At 68.5% G+C, this 19,501-nt stretch carries 16 protein-coding genes and 2 tRNA genes; 13 read left to right on the plus strand and 5 right to left on the minus strand.

All coding sequences use genetic code 11. The features are described 5' to 3' along the window. Positions 1-8: 8 nt before the first annotated feature. Positions 9-653 (plus strand): L-threonylcarbamoyladenylate synthase, encoded by a 645-nt coding sequence (locus ACF8ME_RS02035; RefSeq protein ID WP_016445718.1) that lies wholly within the window; start codon positions 9-11, stop codon positions 651-653. 77 nt (positions 654-730) lie between these two features. Here the strand turns inward: ACF8ME_RS02035 and ACF8ME_RS02040 are convergent, their stop codons facing one another. Further along, complete coding sequence (locus ACF8ME_RS02040; RefSeq protein WP_392415063.1) at positions 731-2,056, minus strand: methyl-accepting chemotaxis protein; 1,326 nt, start codon at positions 2,054-2,056, stop codon at positions 731-733. Between the two features lie 176 nt (positions 2,057-2,232). Here ACF8ME_RS02040 and ACF8ME_RS02045 point away from each other — a divergent pair, with 176 nt between their 5' ends. The 5 genes from ACF8ME_RS02045 (at position 2,233) to ACF8ME_RS02065 (ending at position 9,280) form a co-directional block, all read left to right on the plus strand. Further along, positions 2,233-2,910, plus strand: a complete 678-nt coding sequence (locus ACF8ME_RS02045; RefSeq protein WP_016445716.1) for a site-2 protease family protein — start codon at positions 2,233-2,235, stop codon at positions 2,908-2,910. Between the two features lie 75 nt (positions 2,911-2,985). Next, complete coding sequence (locus ACF8ME_RS02050) at positions 2,986-4,278, plus strand: tryptophan--tRNA ligase (protein WP_074921098.1); 1,293 nt, start codon at positions 2,986-2,988, stop codon at positions 4,276-4,278. 95 nt (positions 4,279-4,373) lie between these two features. Beyond that, the gene (locus tag ACF8ME_RS02055) at positions 4,374-5,087 is read left to right on the plus strand and encodes a response regulator transcription factor (RefSeq protein WP_016445714.1); all 714 of its coding nucleotides are present in this window, start codon (positions 4,374-4,376) and stop codon (positions 5,085-5,087) included. Then, positions 5,084-6,874, plus strand: a complete 1,791-nt coding sequence (locus tag ACF8ME_RS02060; protein ID WP_392415065.1) for a FecR domain-containing protein — start codon at positions 5,084-5,086, stop codon at positions 6,872-6,874. Before ACF8ME_RS02055 ends, ACF8ME_RS02060 begins: the two co-directional genes overlap by 4 nt. A 27-nt stretch (positions 6,875-6,901) precedes the next feature. Then, complete coding sequence (locus ACF8ME_RS02065) at positions 6,902-9,280, plus strand: CHASE2 and HATPase_c domain-containing protein (protein WP_280047522.1); 2,379 nt, start codon at positions 6,902-6,904, stop codon at positions 9,278-9,280. A 79-nt stretch (positions 9,281-9,359) separates the two neighbouring features. On the opposite strand, the gene ACF8ME_RS02070 is transcribed toward ACF8ME_RS02065, so the two are convergent. The 3 genes from ACF8ME_RS02070 to hrcA all read right to left on the minus strand — a co-directional run bounded on the left by ACF8ME_RS02070 (position 9,360) and on the right by hrcA (position 10,765). After that, positions 9,360-9,436: transfer RNA gene (locus ACF8ME_RS02070), tRNA-Arg, on the minus strand. Positions 9,437-9,614: 178 nt separating this feature from the next. Continuing rightward, positions 9,615-9,693 (minus strand) — tRNA-Ile (locus ACF8ME_RS02075). Between the two features lie 67 nt (positions 9,694-9,760). Next, entirely contained in the window at positions 9,761-10,765 is a 1,005-nt protein-coding gene (gene hrcA, locus ACF8ME_RS02080) for a heat-inducible transcriptional repressor HrcA (protein WP_016445711.1), read from the minus strand. A 30-nt stretch (positions 10,766-10,795) separates the two neighbouring features. Here hrcA and ACF8ME_RS02085 point away from each other — a divergent pair, with 30 nt between their 5' ends. The 7 genes from ACF8ME_RS02085 to ACF8ME_RS02115 all read left to right on the plus strand — a co-directional run bounded on the left by ACF8ME_RS02085 (position 10,796) and on the right by ACF8ME_RS02115 (position 18,408). Then, a complete protein-coding gene (locus tag ACF8ME_RS02085; RefSeq protein WP_016451050.1) occupies positions 10,796-11,692 on the plus strand; it encodes an NAD kinase in 897 nt (298 codons plus the stop codon). Between the two features lie 2 nt (positions 11,693-11,694). Then, on the plus strand, positions 11,695-13,470 hold the full coding sequence (recN, locus tag ACF8ME_RS02090; RefSeq protein ID WP_313280297.1) for a DNA repair protein RecN: 1,776 nt from the start codon (positions 11,695-11,697) through the stop codon (positions 13,468-13,470). 4 nt (positions 13,471-13,474) lie between these two features. After that, positions 13,475-14,377 (plus strand): RNase adapter RapZ, encoded by a 903-nt coding sequence (rapZ, locus tag ACF8ME_RS02095; RefSeq protein WP_392415068.1) that lies wholly within the window; start codon positions 13,475-13,477, stop codon positions 14,375-14,377. Between the two features lie 30 nt (positions 14,378-14,407). Then, entirely contained in the window at positions 14,408-15,130 is a 723-nt protein-coding gene (gene creB, locus ACF8ME_RS02100; RefSeq protein ID WP_016445708.1) for a two-component system response regulator CreB, read from the plus strand. A gap of 16 nt (positions 15,131-15,146) precedes the next feature. After that, the gene (gene creC, locus ACF8ME_RS02105; protein ID WP_392415069.1) at positions 15,147-16,607 is read left to right on the plus strand and encodes a two-component system sensor histidine kinase CreC; all 1,461 of its coding nucleotides are present in this window, start codon (positions 15,147-15,149) and stop codon (positions 16,605-16,607) included. Between the two features lie 110 nt (positions 16,608-16,717). Then, on the plus strand, positions 16,718-18,151 hold the full coding sequence (creD, locus tag ACF8ME_RS02110) for a cell envelope integrity protein CreD (RefSeq protein WP_392415070.1): 1,434 nt from the start codon (positions 16,718-16,720) through the stop codon (positions 18,149-18,151). Beyond that, positions 18,148-18,408 (plus strand): hypothetical protein, encoded by a 261-nt coding sequence (locus tag ACF8ME_RS02115; RefSeq protein ID WP_016445705.1) that lies wholly within the window; start codon positions 18,148-18,150, stop codon positions 18,406-18,408. The genes creD and ACF8ME_RS02115 overlap by 4 nt, the downstream gene beginning before the upstream one ends. Before the next feature lie 22 nt (positions 18,409-18,430). Here the strand turns inward: ACF8ME_RS02115 and mutY are convergent, their stop codons facing one another. Continuing rightward, positions 18,431-19,501 (minus strand): A/G-specific adenine glycosylase, encoded by a 1,071-nt coding sequence (gene mutY / locus ACF8ME_RS02120; protein WP_392415072.1) that lies wholly within the window; start codon positions 19,499-19,501, stop codon positions 18,431-18,433.

A 19,501-nucleotide genomic window follows, 5' to 3' on the forward strand; every position in this document is an offset into this window, starting at 1 on the left:
CGCACACCATGGTCCTACGCTTCGAAGCCCACCCCGACAATCCCCAGCCCCGTCTCATCAAGCAGGCCGCCGACATGCTGCGCCAGGGCGCCATCCTGGCCATTCCCACGGACTCCAGCTATGCCCTGGTCTGCCATCTGGACGACCGCCCTGCGGTGGAGCGGCTTCGCCGCATCCGCCAGATCAACGACAAGCACCACCTCACGCTGCTGTGCCGCGACCTGTCGGAGCTGTCCAGCCATGCGCGCGTGGACAACCGCCAGTACCGGCTGTTGAAGCTGGCCACGCCGGGCCCCTACACCTTCATCCTGGAAGCCTCCAAGGAAGTGCCCAAGCGCCTGAGCCACCCCTCGCGCAAGACCATCGGCCTGCGCGTGCCGGACCGCAAGGGCACGCAGCTGCTGCTGGAGCAGCTGGGCGAGCCGCTGATCGCCACCACGCTGATCCCGCCCGGAGAGACCGAGGCCCTGCATGACGCGGATGCCATCCTGGAGCGCTTTCCCCACGAGCTCGATGCCATCGTCGATGCAGGTGCCTGCCCCTCGGAGCCGACCACGGTGATCGACCTGGTGCCCATGGCCCTGGGCAATCCGCCCACCGTGGTGCGGCAAGGCCGGGGCAGCCTGGAGGCCCTGGGCCTGGAAATGACCTGAATCACCCCACCCCCCGCACAAGCATCAACGCCGGGCATGCCCGGCGTCTGTTTTTGCAGCTTGATCCTGAAAGGCGTTCAGTGCTGCGCCCACTCCAGGGGCCGGGGTGCAGCAGCCGGCACGCGCTGCAACGGCCTCGTCACAGCGGCGGACAAGACTGCGGCGGGAGCCATCGACGGCTTCTGCGGCTGCACCCGCACGCCAGCGCCAGTGTCCTGCGGCTCGTCATCGAGCTTGAAGGCGCCCACGGCCTGCTCCAGCTCCTGGGCGCGCTCGCTCAGCGCTGAGGCCGCACGCGAGGCCTGATGCACCAGGGCCGCGTTCTCCTGGGTGGCGCTGTCCATGTGGCCCACGGCGGCGTTGACCTGGGCAATGCCTTCGCTTTGCTCGCGCAGGGCCTGCGACATTTCGCCGAGCAGGCCCGAGACCTGGCCCACGGCGCCGACAATCTCCTGCATGGTGGCGCCCGCCTGGTTGACCAGGCCCGCGCCGCTTTCCACCTGGCGCACGCTGGTGGTGATCAGTTCCTTGATCTGCTTGGCAGCCTCGGCCGAACGGCCGGCCAGGCTGCGCACCTCGCTGGCCACCACGGCGAAGCCCCGACCCTGTTCGCCCGCGCGTGCCGCCTCCACGGCCGCGTTCAGCGCAAGGATATTGGTCTGGAAGGCAATGCCTTCGATGACCTGGATGATGTCCACGATCTTGCGCGAGCTGCCGCTGATGGCCTCCATGGTCTGCACCACCTCGCCCACCACGGCCCCCCCGCGCCTGGCCGTGGACGATGCATCGACGGCCAGGCCGCTGGCCGAATGCGCGCGCTCCGCGTTCTGGCGCACGGTGGCCGTGAGCTGCTCCATGCTGGCCGCCGTCTGGGCCAGCGCCGAGACCTGGGCCTCGGTGCGGCGCGACAGGTCGGTGTTGCCGGCGTCGATCTCACCGGCCGACAGGCCGATGGAATCCGTGGACTGCTTGATGCGGCCGACCAGCTCGGTCAGCGTGTCTTCCATGGTGCCCAGCGCGCCCAGCAGGCGGCCGAAGTCGCCCTGCAGCTCGGTCGAAAACTCCTGACTCAGGTCGCCGGCGGCCACTGTTTCGGCAATCAGGATGGCCTGGCCCAGCGGCTGCACGATGCCGCGCCGCAGGCTGAACCAGGCCACCAGGGCCAGTGTGCAGACGGCCGCCCCCAGGCCCAGCACCCACCAGCGCGTGTGCACCAGCGCCTGCTCGGCCACCGTGGTCGCCCCGCCGGCCGCCAGCGCCTGCTCGGCCTGCCCCAGCGAGAGCACCGTGACCGCCATCATCGTGAACACCAGCAGATTGATACCGCCGAACGCAATCACCAGCCGCCAGCCTATCGGCAGCCTGCCCAAGCCCAGTACGCCCACGTGCCACCTCTTGTCCATATGGCCCGAGGGCCTTGGTGAAAAACCTGTTGATTCGCCCATCGCATTGCTGTTTCATTTTGCAACACAGAGGCGGCTGTTGCCAATCCGCGGGAAACCACCATATCCGGTCGGCCGCAGCGCTGCGCACGGGCTCTGGCGGTGCCCAGCGGCAAGGGTGGCCGCCGTCTGAGACAATGCCCGCCGTGGACATCTCCAACCTCATCCAGACCGTACTCATCTATGCCCTGCCCGTGCTCTTCGCGATCACGGTGCACGAGGCTGCCCACGGCTATGCCGCACGCCACTTCGGCGACAACACGGCCGCCATGATGGGACGCATCACGCTCAACCCCATCAAGCACATCGACCCCATCGGCACCATCCTGATGCCGCTGCTGCTGTATTTCGCCACCTCGGGCGCCTTCCTGTTCGGCTACGCCAAGCCCGTGCCCGTGCGCTTCGACCAGTTGCGCAACCCCAAGCGCGACATGATCTGGGTGGCCCTGGCGGGCCCGGCCTCCAATTTCGTGCAGGCGCTGATGTGGGGCGTGCTGCTCGTGGTTCTGGTCGGATCGGGAGTGGGCGAGCGCTTCTTCATTGAAATGTGCCGCGCCGGCATCCTGGTCAATCTGGTGATGTGGGCCTTCAACCTCTTCCCGCTGCCGCCGCTGGACGGCGGGCGCATCCTCGTCGGCCTGCTGCCCTGGCGCCAGGCGCAATGGGTGGCGCGGATCGAACCCTGGGGATTCTTCATCGTCATGGGACTGGTCATCGCCGGCGTGGTCGGCAGCCTGTGGCTGCGGCCGCTGATGGATCTCGGCTATGCCGTGATCGATCTCGCGTTGACGCCGCTGATCGCGCTGCTGCGCTGAACGCGCGGCAGACCCGCCCAGCCTGCCCGTCAGATTCCCTTCTTTTCTCTCTATTGCCTGTCGCAGTCTCCCGTCATGAGCACCATCCGTTTCCTCACCGGCATCACTCCCAGCGGAACCCCGCACCTCGGCAACTATGCCGGCATGCTGCGCCCGGCCATCGCGGCCAGCCGCTCGCGCGAGGTGGAGAACTTCTACTTCCTGGCCGACTACCACGCACTGATCAAGTGCCAGGACCCGGCGCGCGTGCAGCGCTCCACCATCGAGATCGCGGCCAGCTGGCTGGCGGCGGGGCTGGACCCCGAGCATGTGACCTTCTACCGCCAGTCCGACATCCCCGAGATCCCCGAGCTGTGCTGGCTGCTGACCTGCGTGACCGGCAAGGGCCTGCTCAACCGCGCCCACGCCTACAAGGCGGCCGTGGACAAGAACCACGCGGACGGCGCCGAGACCGATGACGGCGTGACTGCCGGCCTGTTCATGTACCCCGTGCTGATGGCTGCCGACATCCTGGCCTTCAACGCCCACAAGGTGCCCGTGGGCCGCGACCAGGTCCAGCACATCGAGATGGCGCGCGACATGGCCTCCAGCTTCAACCACATCTATGGCGGCGAGTTCTTCACGCTGCCCGAGGCACAGGTCGAGGACAACGTGGCCACGCTGCCCGGCCTGGACGGCCGCAAGATGAGCAAGAGCTACAACAACACCATCCCGCTGTTCTCCACGCGCGAGCAGCTGCGCAAGCTCATCGGCAGCATCACCACCGATTCGCGCACGCCCGGCGAGCCCAAGGAAGTCGAGGGCTCGGCCCTGTTCCAGATCTACCAGGGCTTTGCCAGCGAGGAAGAAACCGAGGCGCTGCGCCGCCAGTACGCCGAAGGCATTGCCTGGGGCGACGCCAAGCAGCAGCTGTTCGAGCGCATCGACCGCGAGCTGGCCCCCATGCGCGAGCGCTACGAGCACCTGGTGGCCCATCCGGGCGAACTGGAGGACATCCTGCAGGCCGGCGCCACCAAGGCCCGCCGCGAGACCCTGCCCCTGATCCGAGAACTGCGCTCGGCCGTCGGCCTGCGCAGCCTGGCCCAGGCCCCCGTGGCCGCCAAGGCCAAGGCCGCGAAGCAGGCCCTGCCCCAGTTCAAGCAATACCGCGAAGCCGACGGCAAGTTCTACTTCAAGCTCGTGGCTGCCGACGGCCAGCTGCTGCTGCAAAGCCTGGGCTTCGACGCCCCCAAGGAAGCCGGCCAGGCCATCGGCCAACTGCAAAGGGAAGGCGAGGCGGCCCTGTCCGCACTGCAGTCCCGGCTGCAGCCCGCCGACGCGCCGTTGGTGCTGGCCGCCCTGCAGCAACTGCGCGATGCTTCGGAGTAAGGGTAAGCTTCGCTTGAGAAACCGCATATTTGCGGGCAGTCTTGCCCGCAAGCCCTGCGCCCGGGATTCTGGCGCTTGCGTGAAAGGACATTGGGATGCGTATCGCTGCTCTGGACGATGATCCGCTGCAACTGGAGATGCTGCGTCAGGTTGCGCTGGAGACGGGCCACAGCTGCCACACCTACCAGACGGGCTCGGCCCTGCAGTTGGAACTGCGCCGCGAGAGCTTCGACCTTCTGATCGTGGACTGGCACCTTCCGGACATGGAAGGAACGGACCTGGTGCGGTGGACGCGCGGCCATGTGAGCCGCGAGCTGCCCATCCTCATCATCACCCACCGCAGCGAAGAGGCCGACATCGTCGAAGGCCTGTCCTGCGGCGCAGACGATTTCATGGTCAAGCCCGTGCGCCACGGCGAGCTGCGCGCGCGCATGGCCGCCCTGCTGCGCCGCGCCTATCCGGTGAACACGCAAAGCGTGCTGGAGTTCGGCCCCTTCCGGTTCCTCACCACCACCAACAGCCTGGAAATGAATGGCCAGCCCATCGAGGTGACGCACCGCGAATACACGCTCGCCCTGACGCTGTTCCAGAACCAGGGCCGCCTGCTGTCGCGCGAACACCTGCGCGAAGCCGTGTGGGGCCACAACGCCGAAGTGCAGTCACGCTCGCTGGACACACATATCTCGCGCCTGCGCGCGCTGCTGAACCTGCGCGCCGGTCAGCCCTACGCCATCAGCGCCGTGTACGGCTACGGCTACCGCCTGGACGTGCCTGACGAGGCATTGCAGGCGGCACCTCAAACACCATGAACAGACTCTTGCTCGCCGCCAGCCTGCGCGGGCCCGTCGCGCGGGCCTGCCTGCTGGCAAGCCTGGCCCTGCTGGGCGCTGCCGCCACACAGGCCCAGATCAAACCCGCCGCCAGCGGCGGCGACATGCTCGCCCACCGCGTGGCCACAGGCGACACCCTGGAACAGCTGGCCAGCCGCTACCTGGGCGATGCACGCCAGTGGACCCAGCTGCAGCAGCACAACGGCGTGGCCAACCCGTACCGCCTGCGGCCCGGCTCCGTGCTGGAGATTCCCGTGCGCCTGCTGCGCGCCGCCGTGGCCTCCGTGGAATTCGTGCAGGGCGATGCGCGCAGCACACGCGCGCTCGACCATCTGGCCAACACCCAAAGCGGCTCGGCCGAAGACGCAGGCCAGGTCCTGCGCAGGGGACAGACGTTGCAGGAAGGCGATCGACTGCAGCTTGCGCCGGACGCCTTTGTGGCCGTGCGCCTGGCCGATGGCTCTTTGGTGCGCGTGCAGTCGCAGTCCGATGTCCTGCTGCGCCAGATGCGCCGCAAGGGCCGGGCCGGCAGCCTGCAGTCCGTGATCGACCTGCGAGAAGGCAGCGTGGAGGCCTCGGTCCCCCCCGAGCAGGGCAATGCCCAGCGCCGCTTCGAGGTGCGCACGCCTGCGGCATCGACCAGCGTGCGGGGCACGCGTTTCCTGGTGCAGACCGATGCGGCAGGCAGGACAGCGGCCGCCGTCGATGAAGGCACGGTCGCCGTGGGCTCGGACGCCTCTGGCGCACCTTCCGGCGATGCGCTGCTGCACCCCGGCCAGGGCGTGGCCGTGACGGCAGACGGCCGCGTCGGCCAACCCCGCCCCATGCTGGGCGCGCCTGACATCACCGCCTGGCCCGCCTTGGCGGAAGACGCCAACTGGATCAGCCTGCCCCTGCCGGCCTTGCCCGGCGCCGTGCGTTACCAGCTGCAGCTGTCGCGCGACGCGGACATGACCCAGGTGCTGCGCAGCGCCAGCTTCCAGGCCACGGCCTCACCGCTGCGCCTGGCAGGCGTGGACGATGGCGACTATGTACTGTCCCTGCGCGGCATCGACGCCCAGGGCATTCCGGGTGCAGCCAGCCGGCGCGCCCTGCGCGTCAAGGCCCATCCCGTGCCGCCGCTGTACGAATCACCGCAGCCCGACGCCACCGTGGGCCTAGGCCGCGCCGGCCTGCAGTGCACCAAGGTGGTGGGCGCCGTGCGCTACCGCATCCAGGTCGTTTCTGCCGATGCCCAGGCCGGCTTTGCCGAACCCGCCATCGACGCGCGCGACCTGAACGACTGCACATTGCCCGCAGCCGCGCTGGCCCGGCTGCCGGCCGGCCGCTATCTTTGGCGCGCCGCCAGCATCCGCACGCTGGCCGACGGCAAGCCCGACCAGGGCCCGTTCGCCGCAGCCCAGGCCATGCAGCTGGCGGCCGTGCCGCCCCAGCCCTCGGCCAGCGCGCTGCAGATGGGCGACGGCCCCGCCGAGGGCAGCCGCCAGATCCGCTGGAGTGGCGAGCCCGGCCAGCGCTACCACGTGATGGTGGCGCGCGACCAGGAGTTCACCGCGCCGCTGGTTGACCTCTGGACCGACCAGCCGCAATGGAGCACCGAGGACCTGCCCGCAGGCAGCTACTACCTGCGGCTGCAGATCGAGGACGCCAACGGCCTGCGCAGCGATTTCTCGGCCGCACGCCAGTTCCGCACCGGCAGCTGGATCGTCGATGCCAGCGGCGAGATGATGCAATCGGGCAGCGGAGAGCGCCTGCAGCGCCAGTAACCGCACCCGTTCAATCCTTGACCGCGCTTGTCCACCCTGCCGCCTTCGCCTGACAGTCCCGCCACGCCGGCGCAGCAGGTGCAGCCGGCGCCCGCGCGTGGCCGGGGGCTGCGGCGGGACTGGCTGCTGCTGGCGGCGGGACTGCTGTCCCTGGTGTTCTGGCTCAGCGGTGACGGGCAGCTGGAGCGCATCAACGGACTGGTGCAGGACACGGCCAGCTGGCTGCACCGCCCCAAGGCATCTCAGGACATCGTCATCGTGGCCATCGACGATGCCAGCATCGACGCCATAGGCCGCTGGCCCTGGAGGCGTGCCCTGCACGCGGGCCTGCTGGAGCGCATCAGCCAGGCCCCGCCGCGCGCCATCGGCCTGGACGTGATGCTCAGCGAAGAAGATCTGGACTATCCCGGCGATGACCTGCTGCTGGCGCGCGTCCTGCAGCGCAGCGGCCGCACCGCCTTGCCCGTGGCGCCGGGCACGGATCCGCTGCCGGCCTTTGCACAGGCTGCGGCAGCGCTGGGCCACACCCAGCTGCCCGTGGATTCCGACGGCGCCGTGCGCAGCTTCCATGCCATTGAAGGCAGCGCGCAGCAGCCCTGGTGGCACATGGCGCTGGCCCTGCACTGCGTGGGCCAGCACGGCCGCGCATGCGCCCGCCCCGAACCCGTGCCGCCGCTGGACCCCGGCACACCCGCATGGCAGCGCCGCCAGCGGGAGATCATTGCCTTCGCACAGGCCAGGCCCGAGCAGGGCGCGCGTGACCGCTCGCCCTTCACCACCTATTCGTACATCGACGTGCTGCGCGGCCGCATTCCTGCTGCGGCATTTCGCGGCAAATACGTGCTCATAGGAACGACGGCCGCCGGACTGGGAGCGCAGTTCACCGCACCGCTGGGTGCCAGCGCGCGCCCCATCTCCAGCGTGGAAATGCTGGCCCATGTGCTCAACGGCAGCCTGCAGGGCTCGCACGTACACCGCGCTTCGGCGGGGCTGGACCGTGCGCTCAACACCGCAGCCGTGCTGCTGGCCCTGCTGGCCCTGGCCTGGCTGGGCCCTTCGGGCGGCATGCTGGCCTGCGCGCTGCTGGCCCTGGCCTGCCTGTCGCTGGCCGGGCTGGCACCACGCATCTGGCAGGTGCAGACGGCCCCTGCCGCAGCCCTGCTGGGCCTGGCCCTGGCCTATCCGCTGTGGAGCTGGCTGCGCCTGCGCGCCGCCGCCCGCTTTCTGGCGCTGGAACTGCGAGACCTGCAGGGCCAGGGCCTGCCCACCGCGCTGCGCCTGGGCGGCGACCTGCTGGACCAGCGCATTGCCGCCGTCGAGCAGGCTTCGCGGCAACTGCGCGCCCTGCACCATTTCGTCAGCGAAAGCCTGCGCCAGCTGCCCTCGCCCACCTTTGTCTGCGACCGCCAGGGCCATGTGCTGCTGGCCAATGCCGCGGCCCATGCCTATGCGCGCAGCCTGGATCACGACCTGCGCGCTGGCGACTCCCTTCCCAGGCTGCTCGATGGCCTGCGGGCGCTGGACACGGCGCCCGGCCCGCAAGCCGGCAGCCCGCTGCTCACGGCCAGGGCGCTTGCCGCCGGCGGCCTGCCGCTCAGCAGCGAGGGGCGCGACGGCCGCGGCCGCAGCCTGATGCTGCTGGTCCAGGCCTTCGAGGCTCCGCCCACCACGGGCTGGCTGATCACCCTGGTCGATATCAGCGATCTGCGCAGCGCCCAGGCCCAGCGCGACCAGGCCATGCAGTTCATCTCGCACGACATACGGGCGCCCGTGGCATCCATCATCACCTTGCTGGAGATGCAGCGTGGTTCCGTACAAGCGCCCGACCTGGGCATGCTGCTCCCGCGCATCGAAGGCTATGCCCAGGCCTCCCTGCAGCTGGCCGACGATTTCGTGCACCTGGCTCGTGCCCAGCAGCAGGCGCTGCGCCGGCAGCAGCTGGACCTGGGCCTGGTGCTGGACCAGGCCGTGGAAAGCTGCTGGGCCCAGGCCAGCGCCGCCCATGTGCAGCTGGAATTCAGCCTGCCCGAGCAGGAATGCCCCGTGCTGGGCGACCCGGGCATGCTCCACCGCGCAGCCGTCAACCTGATCGGCAACGCCATCAAGTACGGAGCGCACGGGCAACCGGCAAGCGGCGCCACGGTGCAATGCCTGCTGCTGCAGGACGCCGGCCATTGCCGCATCGCCATCCGGGACCACGGACCCGGCATGGATGCACAGGCCGTCGCCCGCCTGAGCCAGCCCTTCGAGCGCCTGGACCACCATCAGCACCTGGACGGCGCAGGCCTTGGGCTGGCCTTTGTACGCACCGTGGCTGCCCGCCATGGCGGGCAGCTGCAGATAGAAAGCGCGCCAGGCCAGGGAAGCACCTTCAGCATCGTGCTGCCGAAGGCGCAGCAAGCCTGACCGGGGGTGTCATCCCGGCGGATGGCCCGTGAAAACGAAAAAGCCCTGAAGTCTTTTAACTTCAGGGCTTTGCGTTTTTTGGTGCGGCTGGCAGGAATCGAACCCACGACCCCTTGGTTCGTAGCCAAGTACTCTATCCAGCTGAGCTACAGCCGCAACGCTTCGCATTGTAGCAGCGGGTTTTGGAGCTTCCAGGCAAAAGCGCCATATTTCTGCAAAAAACCTGGAAGTCGCATTCAATGGCAGCCAGGCGCAGCCATGCCAGCCGGCAGCGTCGCGCCCAGCAAAAAAGCCTGCCGCCCGGAAAGGCGGCAGGCTTTTTCATACCAATGGATGGTAGGGCCTCCCAGAGTCGAACTGGGCACCAACGGATTATGAGTCCGCTGCTCTAACCAAGCATGAGCTAAGGCCCCTGATTCACCAAGGCAGCGCGGATGCACGCCATGGCAAACGGCTATTGTAGATCCTAACCTGCGCGGCTCAGCGCTTGTGGCTCAGCGCGTTGCTGACCAGCTTGGAGGTGATGTCCACGATCTGGATCATGCGGTCGTAGTGCATGCGGGTGGGGCCGATCACGCCCAGCGTGCCCACCACCTTGCCATCGAGCTCGTAGGGCGCGCTGACCACGGACAGCTCCTCGAAGGGCACGACCTGGCTTTCGCCCCCGATGTAGATGCGCACACCTTCGGCCTGGCTGGAGAAATCCAGCAGCCTGAGGATCTGGGTCTTTTGCTCGAACAGGTCGAAGGCGCGGCGCAGATTGCCCATGTCGCTGGAGAAATCGCTGACCGACAGCAGGTTGCGTTCGCCCGCGATGACCACGTCCTCCTGGGCACTGGTCATGGCCTCCGTGCCCACGTTGACGGCTGCCTGCATGAGGGTGGCCACCTCGCCGCGCAAAAGCTCGACCTCGCCCTTGAGGCGCTCGCGCACCTCTTCCATGGCCAGGCCTGCGTAGTGGCTGTTGAGAAAGTTCGATGCCTCGATCAGCTGGGAGGCTGAGTAATCCACGTCGGTGAAGATGACGCGGTTTTGCACGTCACCGTCGGGCGAGACGATGATGACCAGAAAGCGCCGCTCCGACAGTCGCACGAATTCGATGTGCTTGAACACCGAGGTACGGCGCGGCACCAGCACCACGCCCACGAACTGGGAAAGGCTGGACAGCAGGTTGGCGGCGTTGGCGATGACTTTCTGCGGCTGCTCGGGCACGAGCTCGGGCGTCACGATATCTGCACGGTCCGCCGTGAGCATGGTGTCCACGAACAGCCGGTAGCCCCGGGCGGTCGGAATGCGGCCGGCCGAGGTGTGCGGACTGATGATCAACCCCAGGTCTTCGAGGTCAGCCATCACATTGCGTATCGTGGCAGGCGACAATTCAAGCCCCGACGCACGCGACAGGGTCCGCGAGCCCACAGGCTGGCCGTCAGCGATGTAACGCTCGATCAGCGCTTTGAGCAACAACTTGGCACGTTCGTCGAGCATGTGATGATTTTAATGATGTAATTTCCAGAAATGACGTCCACGTTTCGCCACGTTGCCTTGATCGGGAAGTACCACGCTCCCAGCGCAAGCGCCCCGTCCGAGAATGCCAGCAACGCGCTCGAGCGCATTGCGGACTTCCTCAGGCGCCAGGGCTGCGAAGTCGTGCTTGATACCCAATCGGCCCTGCACGCAGGGCTCACAGACTACCCCACCCTCGATGTCGATGGCCTGGGCAGGCATTGCGACCTGGGCCTGGTCGTCGGCGGCGACGGCACCATGCTCGGCGTGAGCCGGCACTTGGCGCAATACGGAACGCCCCTGATCGGGGTGAACCAGGGCCGCCTGGGCTTTGTCACCGACATCGCGCTGGAGGACTTCGAGGCCACGCTCACGCCCATGCTGCAGGGCGAGTACGAAGAGGACCTGCGTCCCCTGATGTGCGCCCGCGTGATCCGCGAGGGCGAATGCGTGTTCGAGGCCCTGGCCATGAACGACGTGGTGGTCAACCGCGGCGGCACCTCGGGCATGGTGGAGCTGCGCATCGAGGTGGGCGGCCGCTTTGTCTCCAACCAGCGCGCCGACGGCCTGATCGTGGCCACGCCCACGGGCTCCACGGCCTATGCACTGTCCGCTGGCGGGCCGATGATGCATCCGTCCATCCCCGCCTGGGTCATGGCCCCAATTGCGCCGCACAACCTGTCCAACCGCCCCATCGTGCTGTCCGATGCCAACGAGGTCACGATCGAGGTCGTGGCCGGGCGCGATGTCAGCGCCAATTTCGACATGCAGTCCCTGGCCTCGCTGCAGCACGGCGACCGCATCCTCGTGAGCCGCGCCCACCACAGCGTGCGCTTTCTGCACCCCAAGGGCTGGAACTACTTCGCCACGCTGCGCAAGAAACTGGGCTGGAACGAGGGAGGCGCCTGACCATGGCGCTCAAGCGCATCGTTCTGCGCGACTTCGTGATCGTGCAGGCACTGGATCTGGACTGGCATGCGGGCTTCACCGTGCTGACCGGCGAGACCGGCGCCGGCAAATCCATCCTGATCGACGCATTGCAGCTGGCCCTGGGCGCCCGCGCCGACGCCGACGTGGTGCGCGAAGGCTGCACCCAGGCCGACATCTGCGTGGAGTTCGACGGCTGCGCGCGGCTGCGCCCCTGGCTGGAGGCGGCAGGCCTGGCCTGCGAGGACAACAGCCTGCTGCTGCGGCGCACAGTGGACACCCAGGGCCGCAGCCGCGCCTGGATCAACGGCACGCCGGCCACGGCCACGCAGCTGCGCGCCCTGGGCGAGCAGCTGATCGACATCCACGGCCAGCATGCCTGGCAAAGCCTCACGCGGCCCGACGCAGCACGCGCGCTGCTGGACGCCTATGCGGGCATAGACAGCCGCGAGGTCCAGGCCTGCTGGAGCCGCTGGAGCCAGGCACGACAAGCCCTGCAGCATGCGCAATCAGCCCAGGACAGCCTGCAGCGCGAACGCGAACGGCTGCAGTGGCAGATCACCGAACTCGACAAGCTGGCCCCGCAGGCCGACGAGTGGGACGAGCTCAATGCCCAGCACACGCGCCTGTCGCATGCCCAGACCCTGATAGACACCGCCCAGACCACGCTGCAGATGCTGGAGGACGACGAGGCCGGCGTGATCACTCCGCTGGGCCGTGCCAGCCATCTGATACAGAACCAGGAACACCTGGAGCCCGAGTTCCAGAACATCGCCGATGTGCTGGCCTCGTGCACGGCTCAGGTGCAGGATGCGCGCCATTCGCTGCAGGCCTATCTGCGCCGCGCCGACCTGGACCCCGAACGCCTGGCCGAGCTGGATGCGCGCCTGTCGCTGTGGATGCAGCTGGCGCGCCGCTACCGCCGCACGCCCGATGAGCTGCCGGCACTGCTGGCCGGCTGGCGCCAGGAGCTGCAGCAGCTGGACGCCGCCGTGGACATCGAGGCCCTGCACGCTGCAGAGCAATCCGCGCAGCAGCACTACCAGGCCAGCGCCCGGGTGCTGTCGCAGCAACGCGCCCTGGCTGCGCCGCGCCTGTCGCGCGCCATCACCCAGGCCATGCAGGGCCTGGGCATGGAAGGCGGCCTGTTCGAGGCCGCCCTGTCCACGGCCGACTCCCCTGGTGCCTTTGGCGTGGACAGCGTGGCCTTCCTGGTCGCCGGCCATCCTGGAGCCAGCCCCAAGCCGATTGCCAAGGTGGCGTCGGGCGGCGAGCTGTCGCGCATTTCGCTGGCCATTGCCGTGACCACCAGCGAGCTGGGCGAGGCCGGCACGCTGATCTTCGACGAGGTGGACTCGGGCGTGGGCGGCGCCGTCGCCGAGACCGTGGGCCGCCTCATGCATGCGCTGGGCCGATCGCGCCAGGTGCTGTCCGTCACCCATCTGCCGCAGGTCGCGGCCTGTGCCGACCACCACTATCTGGTGGCCAAGCAGCGCGCAAGGCAGGGCACGCTCAGCACCGTGCAGCCGCTGGACAGCACCGCGCGCGAGGCAGAGCTGGCCCGCATGCTGGGCGGCGAGCGCCAGTCCGAAACCACGATGGCCCATGCCCGCGAAATGCTGGCCATGGCGCGCCAGGCACCCCCGCCCCGCCCGGCGCCGCGCAGGCCCGGCCGGCAGCGGCCGCAGGCCGACGCGCAGCGTACCCGGCCCAAGCCGGGCCGTGCGGCCAACGGCGCGCGCAACACCAATGGAGGCTGATGCCATGTCGCTTGAGATCGTGCTGATCACCGGGATGTCCGGATCGGGCAAATCCGTCGCCCTGCATGCGCTGGAGGATGCCGGCTACTACTGCGTGGACAACCTGCCTCCCGAGCTGCTGTCCGCCTTCGTCGAACTGGAGCACGGCCGCCACAGCAACAAGGTGGCCATCGCCATGGATGCGCGCAGCGCCGGGGGATTGCCCCAACTGCCCGGGCAGCTCGAACGGCTGCAGCGCCAGGGTGTCGTGCCCCACCTGGTCTTTCTGGACGCCACCACGGGCACCCTGGTGCGGCGCTTCTCCGAAACGCGGCGCCGCCATCCTCTGTCGCAAGGGCCTGTCGCCGAGGGCCGCCGCGCCCTGGTGCAGGACATAGAAACCGAGCGCGAACTGCTGGGCGAATTGCGCGAGAAATCGCATGTCATCGACACCAGCCACCTGCGCTCGTCCCAGCTGCAAAGCTATATCAAGGAGCTGATTGCGGCCCCGGTGGGCCAGATGACCCTGGTCTTCCAGTCCTTCGGCTTCAAGCACGGCCTGCCCTCGGATTCCGACTATGTGTTCGATGTGCGCATGCTGCCCAATCCGCACTACGAACCCCAGCTGCGCCCGCTGACCGGCATGGATGCGCCCGTGGCCGAGTTCCTGCGCCAGCAGCCCGGCGTGGACCAGATGCGCCGAGACATCCAGCAGTTCCTGGAATCCTGGCTGGACATGATGGCCAGCAACCACCGCAGCTATGTCACCGTGGCCATCGGCTGCACGGGGGGCCAGCACCGCTCGGTCTTCCTGGTCGAGGAACTGGCGCGGCACTTCGCCCCGCGCTGGCCCACGCTGTGCCGGCACCGCTCGCTGGACAGCCGGCCCACCCCCAAGCCTGCCGACCTGCTTGCGCACGACATCTGAAGCGCCAGGGTCCGCTCCCGGAATACTGCGATGCAAGGCATGCCGATGACGAACGCCCCGCGCGTGTTGCTGGTGGAGGACGATCCCGCCATCGCGCGCACCGTCTGCTATGCGCTGGAGCGCGACGGCATTGCCGTGCGCCACTGCCTGCAGCTGGCAGACGCACGCGCGCAATGGCAGGCGCAGCCGCCCGATGCCCTGCTGCTGGACGTGGGCCTGCCCGATGGCAACGGCCTGGACTGGTGCCGCGAGCTGCGCCAGGCCGGCGCCGCCGTGCCGCTGCTGGTGCTCAGCGCACGCGGCGAGGAAATGGACCGCGTGCTGGGCCTGGAGCTGGGCGCCGACGACTACCTGACCAAGCCCTTCAGCCCGCGCGAGCTGGTGGCCCGCACCCGCGCCCTGCTGCGCCGTGCGCAGCGCCTGCAGCCCGCGCCCACAGCCAGCACAGCGCCGCCGGCAGATGCCCTGTTCAGCATCGATACGCAAGGCCAGCGCGTGCGCATGCAGGGCGTGCCCCTGGAGCTGACGCGGCGCGAGTACCAGCTGCTGCGCTGCCTGCTGGAGCGCCCCGGACGCATCCTGAGCCGCGAGTTCCTGCTCGACAGCATCTGGGGCCAGGACAGCGACAGCACGGACCGCACCGTGGACACCCACGTCAAGACCCTGCGCGCCAAGCTGCGTGCCCAGGTGCCGCAGCAGGACTTCATCACCACCCACCGCGGCATGGGCTACAGCCTGACGCTGCCGGGCTGACACGCCGCCGCACGCCATGCGCCTCGGACTGCGGCTGTTCTTCGCCTTTTTCGTCATCAACGGCCTGGCCGCATTCTTCGTGCTGCGCGTCTTCATGGTCGAGGTCAAGCCCAGCGTGCGCAAGGTGACCGAGGACACGCTGGTCGAAACCGCCTACGCCCTGGCCGCGCTGGCCAGCGACGACATGGCCAGCGGCGTGCTGCAGCAAAGCCCCGCGGACAGCCGCTTCGCGCACCACATGCAGGCCTATGCCAACCAGACCGTCAAGGTCTGGATCTGGGACACGCGCAAGACCAGCCTGGACATGCGCGTCACCATCACCGACCAGCAAGGCCTGGTGCTGTTCGACTCGGCCGGCCTGGACCAGGGCGCCGACTACTCGCGCTGGCGCGACGTGCACCGCACGCTGCGCGGCGAATACGGCGCACGCACCACGCGCGAGGTGCAGAACGACGAGGCCAGCAGCGTCATGTATGTGTCGGCACCCATCATGGTGGAAGGCCGCATTGCGGGCGTGCTCACGGCCTCCAAGCCCGCGCACTCGGTGCAGAAGATCGTGGACAGCGCGGAAAGCAAGATGCTGCGCGGCGGCCTGCTGTTCCTGCTGCTGTCGGCCGGCGTGGGCTTTGCCGTGACCTGGTGGCTGGTCATCCATGTGCGGCGCCTGCGCAGCTATGCCCAGCAGGTACAGGCGCCCACGCTCAACGAGGCCGCCTCCCCCACCACCGCCCCGCCCATGCCCGAGGCGCCACGCATGCCCGGCGAGCTGGGCGAACTGGCCCGTGCCATGGAGAACATGCGCAGCCGCCTGGAAGGACGCGACTACATCGAGGGCTATGTGCGCGCCCTCACGCACGAACTCAAGAGCCCCGTGGCCGCCATCCGTGGCGCAGGCGAGCTGCTGCAGGAAGACCTGCCCGCCGCCGACCGCGAGCTGTTCGCGCGCCAGGTGGTGGACCAGTGCCAGCGCCTGCAGAACCTTGTGGACCAGTTGCTGCGCCTGAGCCAGCTGGAGCAGCGCCGCGCCCTGCACGCGCACACGGCCTGCAGCCTGCAGGCCTGTGCCGAACAGGCCATGGCGCAAGTCCACAGCGCAGCGCACCAGCGCCGCATCCAGCTGGTGCTGCAAGGCCAGGACAGCAGCGGCCCCTGGGAGCAGGACCTGGTGGTGCTTGCCCTCAGCAACCTGCTGAGCAACGCCATCGACTTCGCCCCCGAGGGCAGCAGCATCCAAGTGGACCTGGAGCCCGGCCGTGTCAGCGTGCGCGACCACGGCCCCGGTGTGCCCGAGGCCCTGCTGGGCCGGCTGGGCGAGCGCTTCTTCACCACCCCCCGCCCCAACGGAGAACGCAGCGGCACGGGACTGGGCCTGTCCATCGTGCTGCGCATCATGCTGCTGCACGGCGGCAGCATGCAGGCCGCCAACGCCCAGCCCGGGCTGCGTGTCACGCTGAACTGGCCACTGCGGGCACACTGACGCTCCCCTATCGGCCCTGCGAATCCGACTTCACACCCGCTTCACACACTTCATTCCGGCCACACAGCCACCGCCCAGACTGCGTCCACGATCAACGAACGGGATGTGGAATGAAGAACCGACTGCTTGCCAAAGGCGTGGCCCTGCTGGTCATGCTGGGCCTTTTGATGCTGGGCCTGGGCCTGGTACATGACGTGGTGCGCGACCGCATACGCAACCGCGACAACGCCGTGCAGGGCGTGGTCGCCAGCCTGGCCGGACGCCAGACGCTGATGGGCCCGGTGCTGGTGCAAAACTGCACCGAGACCACCGGCATAGAAAAGGGCAGCAAGACGGAATGGACCACGCGCCAGTTCCAGCGCATGCTGCTGCCCGACCAACTGCGCCATGAGGCAACGGCACGCATGGAAGAGCGCTCGCGCGGCCTGCACCAGGTCAGCACCTATGCCATGCAGGACAGCATCAGCGCCAGCTTCACGAACGCCGCCCAGTACCTGGAAAAGCCCTCCATCGACACGGCGGCCAACCAGACCGTGCGCTGCGGCGCACTGCGGGTGGCGCTGTCGCTGACCGATCCGCGCGGCATACGCTCGGCCACCATCGAGGCCGGCGGCAAGAGCCTGGACGTGGGACCCGGCACCTCGCTGGAACGCTACTCGCAAGGCCTGCAGGCGGAGCTGGCGCCTGCCCTGCTCAAGAAGGACGAGCCCCTTGAGCTGAAGATTGCCCTGGAACTGGTGGGCACCGAAAAGCTGGCCTTCGTGCCGCTGGGCAGCCACAGCCAGGTCCAGCTGTCGGCCGATTGGCCCCACCCCTCGTTCGGCGGCAGCTTCCTGCCCAACCGGCGTGAAGTCAGCGACAAGGGATTCAACGCCAGCTGGAATCTCTCGGCACTGGCCTCTTCCGCGCGCCAGGCCTTCACCGACCAGCAGCCGCTGTGCCAGCCAGGCCGCCGCGACATGGAGGAATACGCCGCCACGGCGCACGCACCCAGCAGCGGCCCCTGCCTGGAGTCGCTGGACACAGACTTCGTGGATCCCATCAACGCCTACTCGCTGAGCGACCGGGCCACCAAGTACGGCCTGCTCTTCGTGGTGCTGACCTTTGTGGCCGTCGGCCTGTTCGAGGTGCTCAAGCAATTGCGCGTGCACCCCATCCAGTACCTGCTGGTGGGATCGGCGCTGTGCAGCTTCTTCCTGCTGCTGATCAGCCTGTCGGAGCACATGGGATTTGCCAGCGCCTACGGCATTGCTGCCTCGGCCTGCGTGCTGCTGCTGGCCTACTACGCGAGCCACATCCTGGGCAGCCTGCAGCGCGGCCTGCCGTTTGCTGCGGGAATCGCCTCGCTCTACGGCCTGCTGTATGTGCTGCTGCAGCTGGAGCAAAGCGCGCTCATCGTGGGCTCCATCGCGCTGTTCGCCGTGCTGGCCCTGATCATGGTCTGCACACGGCATGTGGACTGGTATGCCTTTGGCCGGCAGGATGGCGACCGCGGCGATGCAGACGCAGGCACCCGCCCAACCGTGGGAGCGCTGCAGCCATGAACGTCCTCACCGACACCCCTGGCACGGCCGATGTGCCCGGCGTGCGCAGCCCGCTCGATCAGGCGCTGGAACGCCAGCGCTGCGAGCAGGCCTGGCACCAGGCGGTGCAAAGGGGCGACCGCCAGGCCCTGTTCAGCCTGCGTCTGCACATTGCCGAGGCCGCCGCACGCGCACGGCGCAAGCCGGGCGCACGTGAACAATGGCTGGCGTGGATGCTGCTGCGCTGCGCCCTGCTCCTGCCGCGCCGCACGTTCTAGGAAGACGCGGCGGCCTTGGGCTTCAGCCCGCAAACTGCGCATCCAGCAGCTTGCGCACCGGGGCCGGCAGGCCCATGTCGGCCCAGGCCCTGGCATCGGCCCAGCAGCCCTGGCCGTCTGCCATGGCAGCATCCGGGCCGCTGCCATGGACAGACACGCGCACCGGATGCAGATGCAAATCACGGTGGGTGAGCACATGCAGGAAAGCCGGCAGCTCGGTCCAGTCGGCGGATCGTGCGGCGGGCCAGTGCCGTGCGGCGGCCTGCTCCAGCGCCTCGCGTTCATTGAACACGGGAGGCGCATAAAGGCCCGCCCAGATGCCCTGCTGCGGGCGGCGCTCCAGCCAGACGCGGCCTTGCCCGTCCACGGCGATCAGCAGCCACCAGGCCTCGGAACTGCGCTTGAGCTTGCGCGTTCGCACGGGGTAGTTTTCGGGATTGCCGAAGCGGGCCGCCCGGCACTGCGGCTGCAGCGGACAGACCAGGCAGCTGGGCTTGCGCGGCGTGCAGATGGTGGCACCCAGATCCATCAGGCCCTGGGTATAGCGGGGCATGGCCTGCTGCAGGTCCTCGGTGGGGCACAGCTGCTGGGCCAGGTCCCACAGTTCGCGCTCGTTCCTGGACACGGCCAGATCGGCATCGAAGGCCAGCACGCGCGTGAGCACGCGCCGCACATTGGCATCGAGGATGGGCACACGCTCGGAAAAGCAAAAGGACGCGATGGCGCCCGCCGTGGACCGGCCTATGCCGGGCAGCGTGGCCAGATCCTCGGCCCTGCGTGGAAAGGCCCCCCCCCACTCCTGGACCACGGCCTGGGCGCAGCGGTGCAGGTTGCGCGCACGGCTGTAGTAGCCCAGGCCGCTCCACAGCGCCAGCACGGCATCCTGCGGCGCGGCCGCGAGGCTGGCGACATCGGGAAAGGCATCAAGGAAGCGCTGGTAGTAGCCCAGCACGGTGCTCACCTGGGTCTGCTGCAGCATGATTTCAGAGAGCCAGACGCGGTAGGGATCGCGCGTCTGCTGCCAGGGCAGGTGATTGCGTCCATGCGACGCCTGCCACTGCACGACGGGCGTGGCAATCGAGGGAAAGGTCAA

Source organism: Delftia sp. WSY_7, assembly GCF_043104845.1.
Taxonomy (GTDB): domain Bacteria; phylum Pseudomonadota; class Gammaproteobacteria; order Burkholderiales; family Burkholderiaceae_C; genus Comamonas; species Comamonas tsuruhatensis.

What these genes read in the sequence shown, in the direction of transcription:
- ACF8ME_RS02035 (WP_016445718.1), top strand. Translation starts at nt 9, where the DNA reads ATGGTCCTACGCTTCGAAGCCCACCCCGACAATCCCCAGCCCCGTCTC.
- ACF8ME_RS02040 (WP_392415063.1), bottom strand. Translation starts at nt 2,056, where the DNA reads ATGGACAAGAGGTGGCACGTGGGCGTACTGGGCTTGGGCAGGCTGCCG.
- ACF8ME_RS02045 (WP_016445716.1), top strand. Translation starts at nt 2,233, where the DNA reads ATGCCCGCCGTGGACATCTCCAACCTCATCCAGACCGTACTCATCTAT.
- ACF8ME_RS02050 (WP_074921098.1), top strand. Translation starts at nt 2,986, where the DNA reads ATGAGCACCATCCGTTTCCTCACCGGCATCACTCCCAGCGGAACCCCG.
- ACF8ME_RS02055 (WP_016445714.1), top strand. Translation starts at nt 4,374, where the DNA reads ATGCGTATCGCTGCTCTGGACGATGATCCGCTGCAACTGGAGATGCTG.
- ACF8ME_RS02060 (WP_392415065.1), top strand. Translation starts at nt 5,084, where the DNA reads ATGAACAGACTCTTGCTCGCCGCCAGCCTGCGCGGGCCCGTCGCGCGG.
- hrcA (WP_016445711.1), bottom strand. Translation starts at nt 10,765, where the DNA reads ATGCTCGACGAACGTGCCAAGTTGTTGCTCAAAGCGCTGATCGAGCGT.
- ACF8ME_RS02085 (WP_016451050.1), top strand. Translation starts at nt 10,796, where the DNA reads ATGACGTCCACGTTTCGCCACGTTGCCTTGATCGGGAAGTACCACGCT.
- recN (WP_313280297.1), top strand. Translation starts at nt 11,695, where the DNA reads ATGGCGCTCAAGCGCATCGTTCTGCGCGACTTCGTGATCGTGCAGGCA.
- rapZ (WP_392415068.1), top strand. Translation starts at nt 13,475, where the DNA reads ATGTCGCTTGAGATCGTGCTGATCACCGGGATGTCCGGATCGGGCAAA.
- creB (WP_016445708.1), top strand. Translation starts at nt 14,408, where the DNA reads ATGCAAGGCATGCCGATGACGAACGCCCCGCGCGTGTTGCTGGTGGAG.
- creC (WP_392415069.1), top strand. Translation starts at nt 15,147, where the DNA reads ATGCGCCTCGGACTGCGGCTGTTCTTCGCCTTTTTCGTCATCAACGGC.
- creD (WP_392415070.1), top strand. Translation starts at nt 16,718, where the DNA reads ATGAAGAACCGACTGCTTGCCAAAGGCGTGGCCCTGCTGGTCATGCTG.
- ACF8ME_RS02115 (WP_016445705.1), top strand. Translation starts at nt 18,148, where the DNA reads ATGAACGTCCTCACCGACACCCCTGGCACGGCCGATGTGCCCGGCGTG.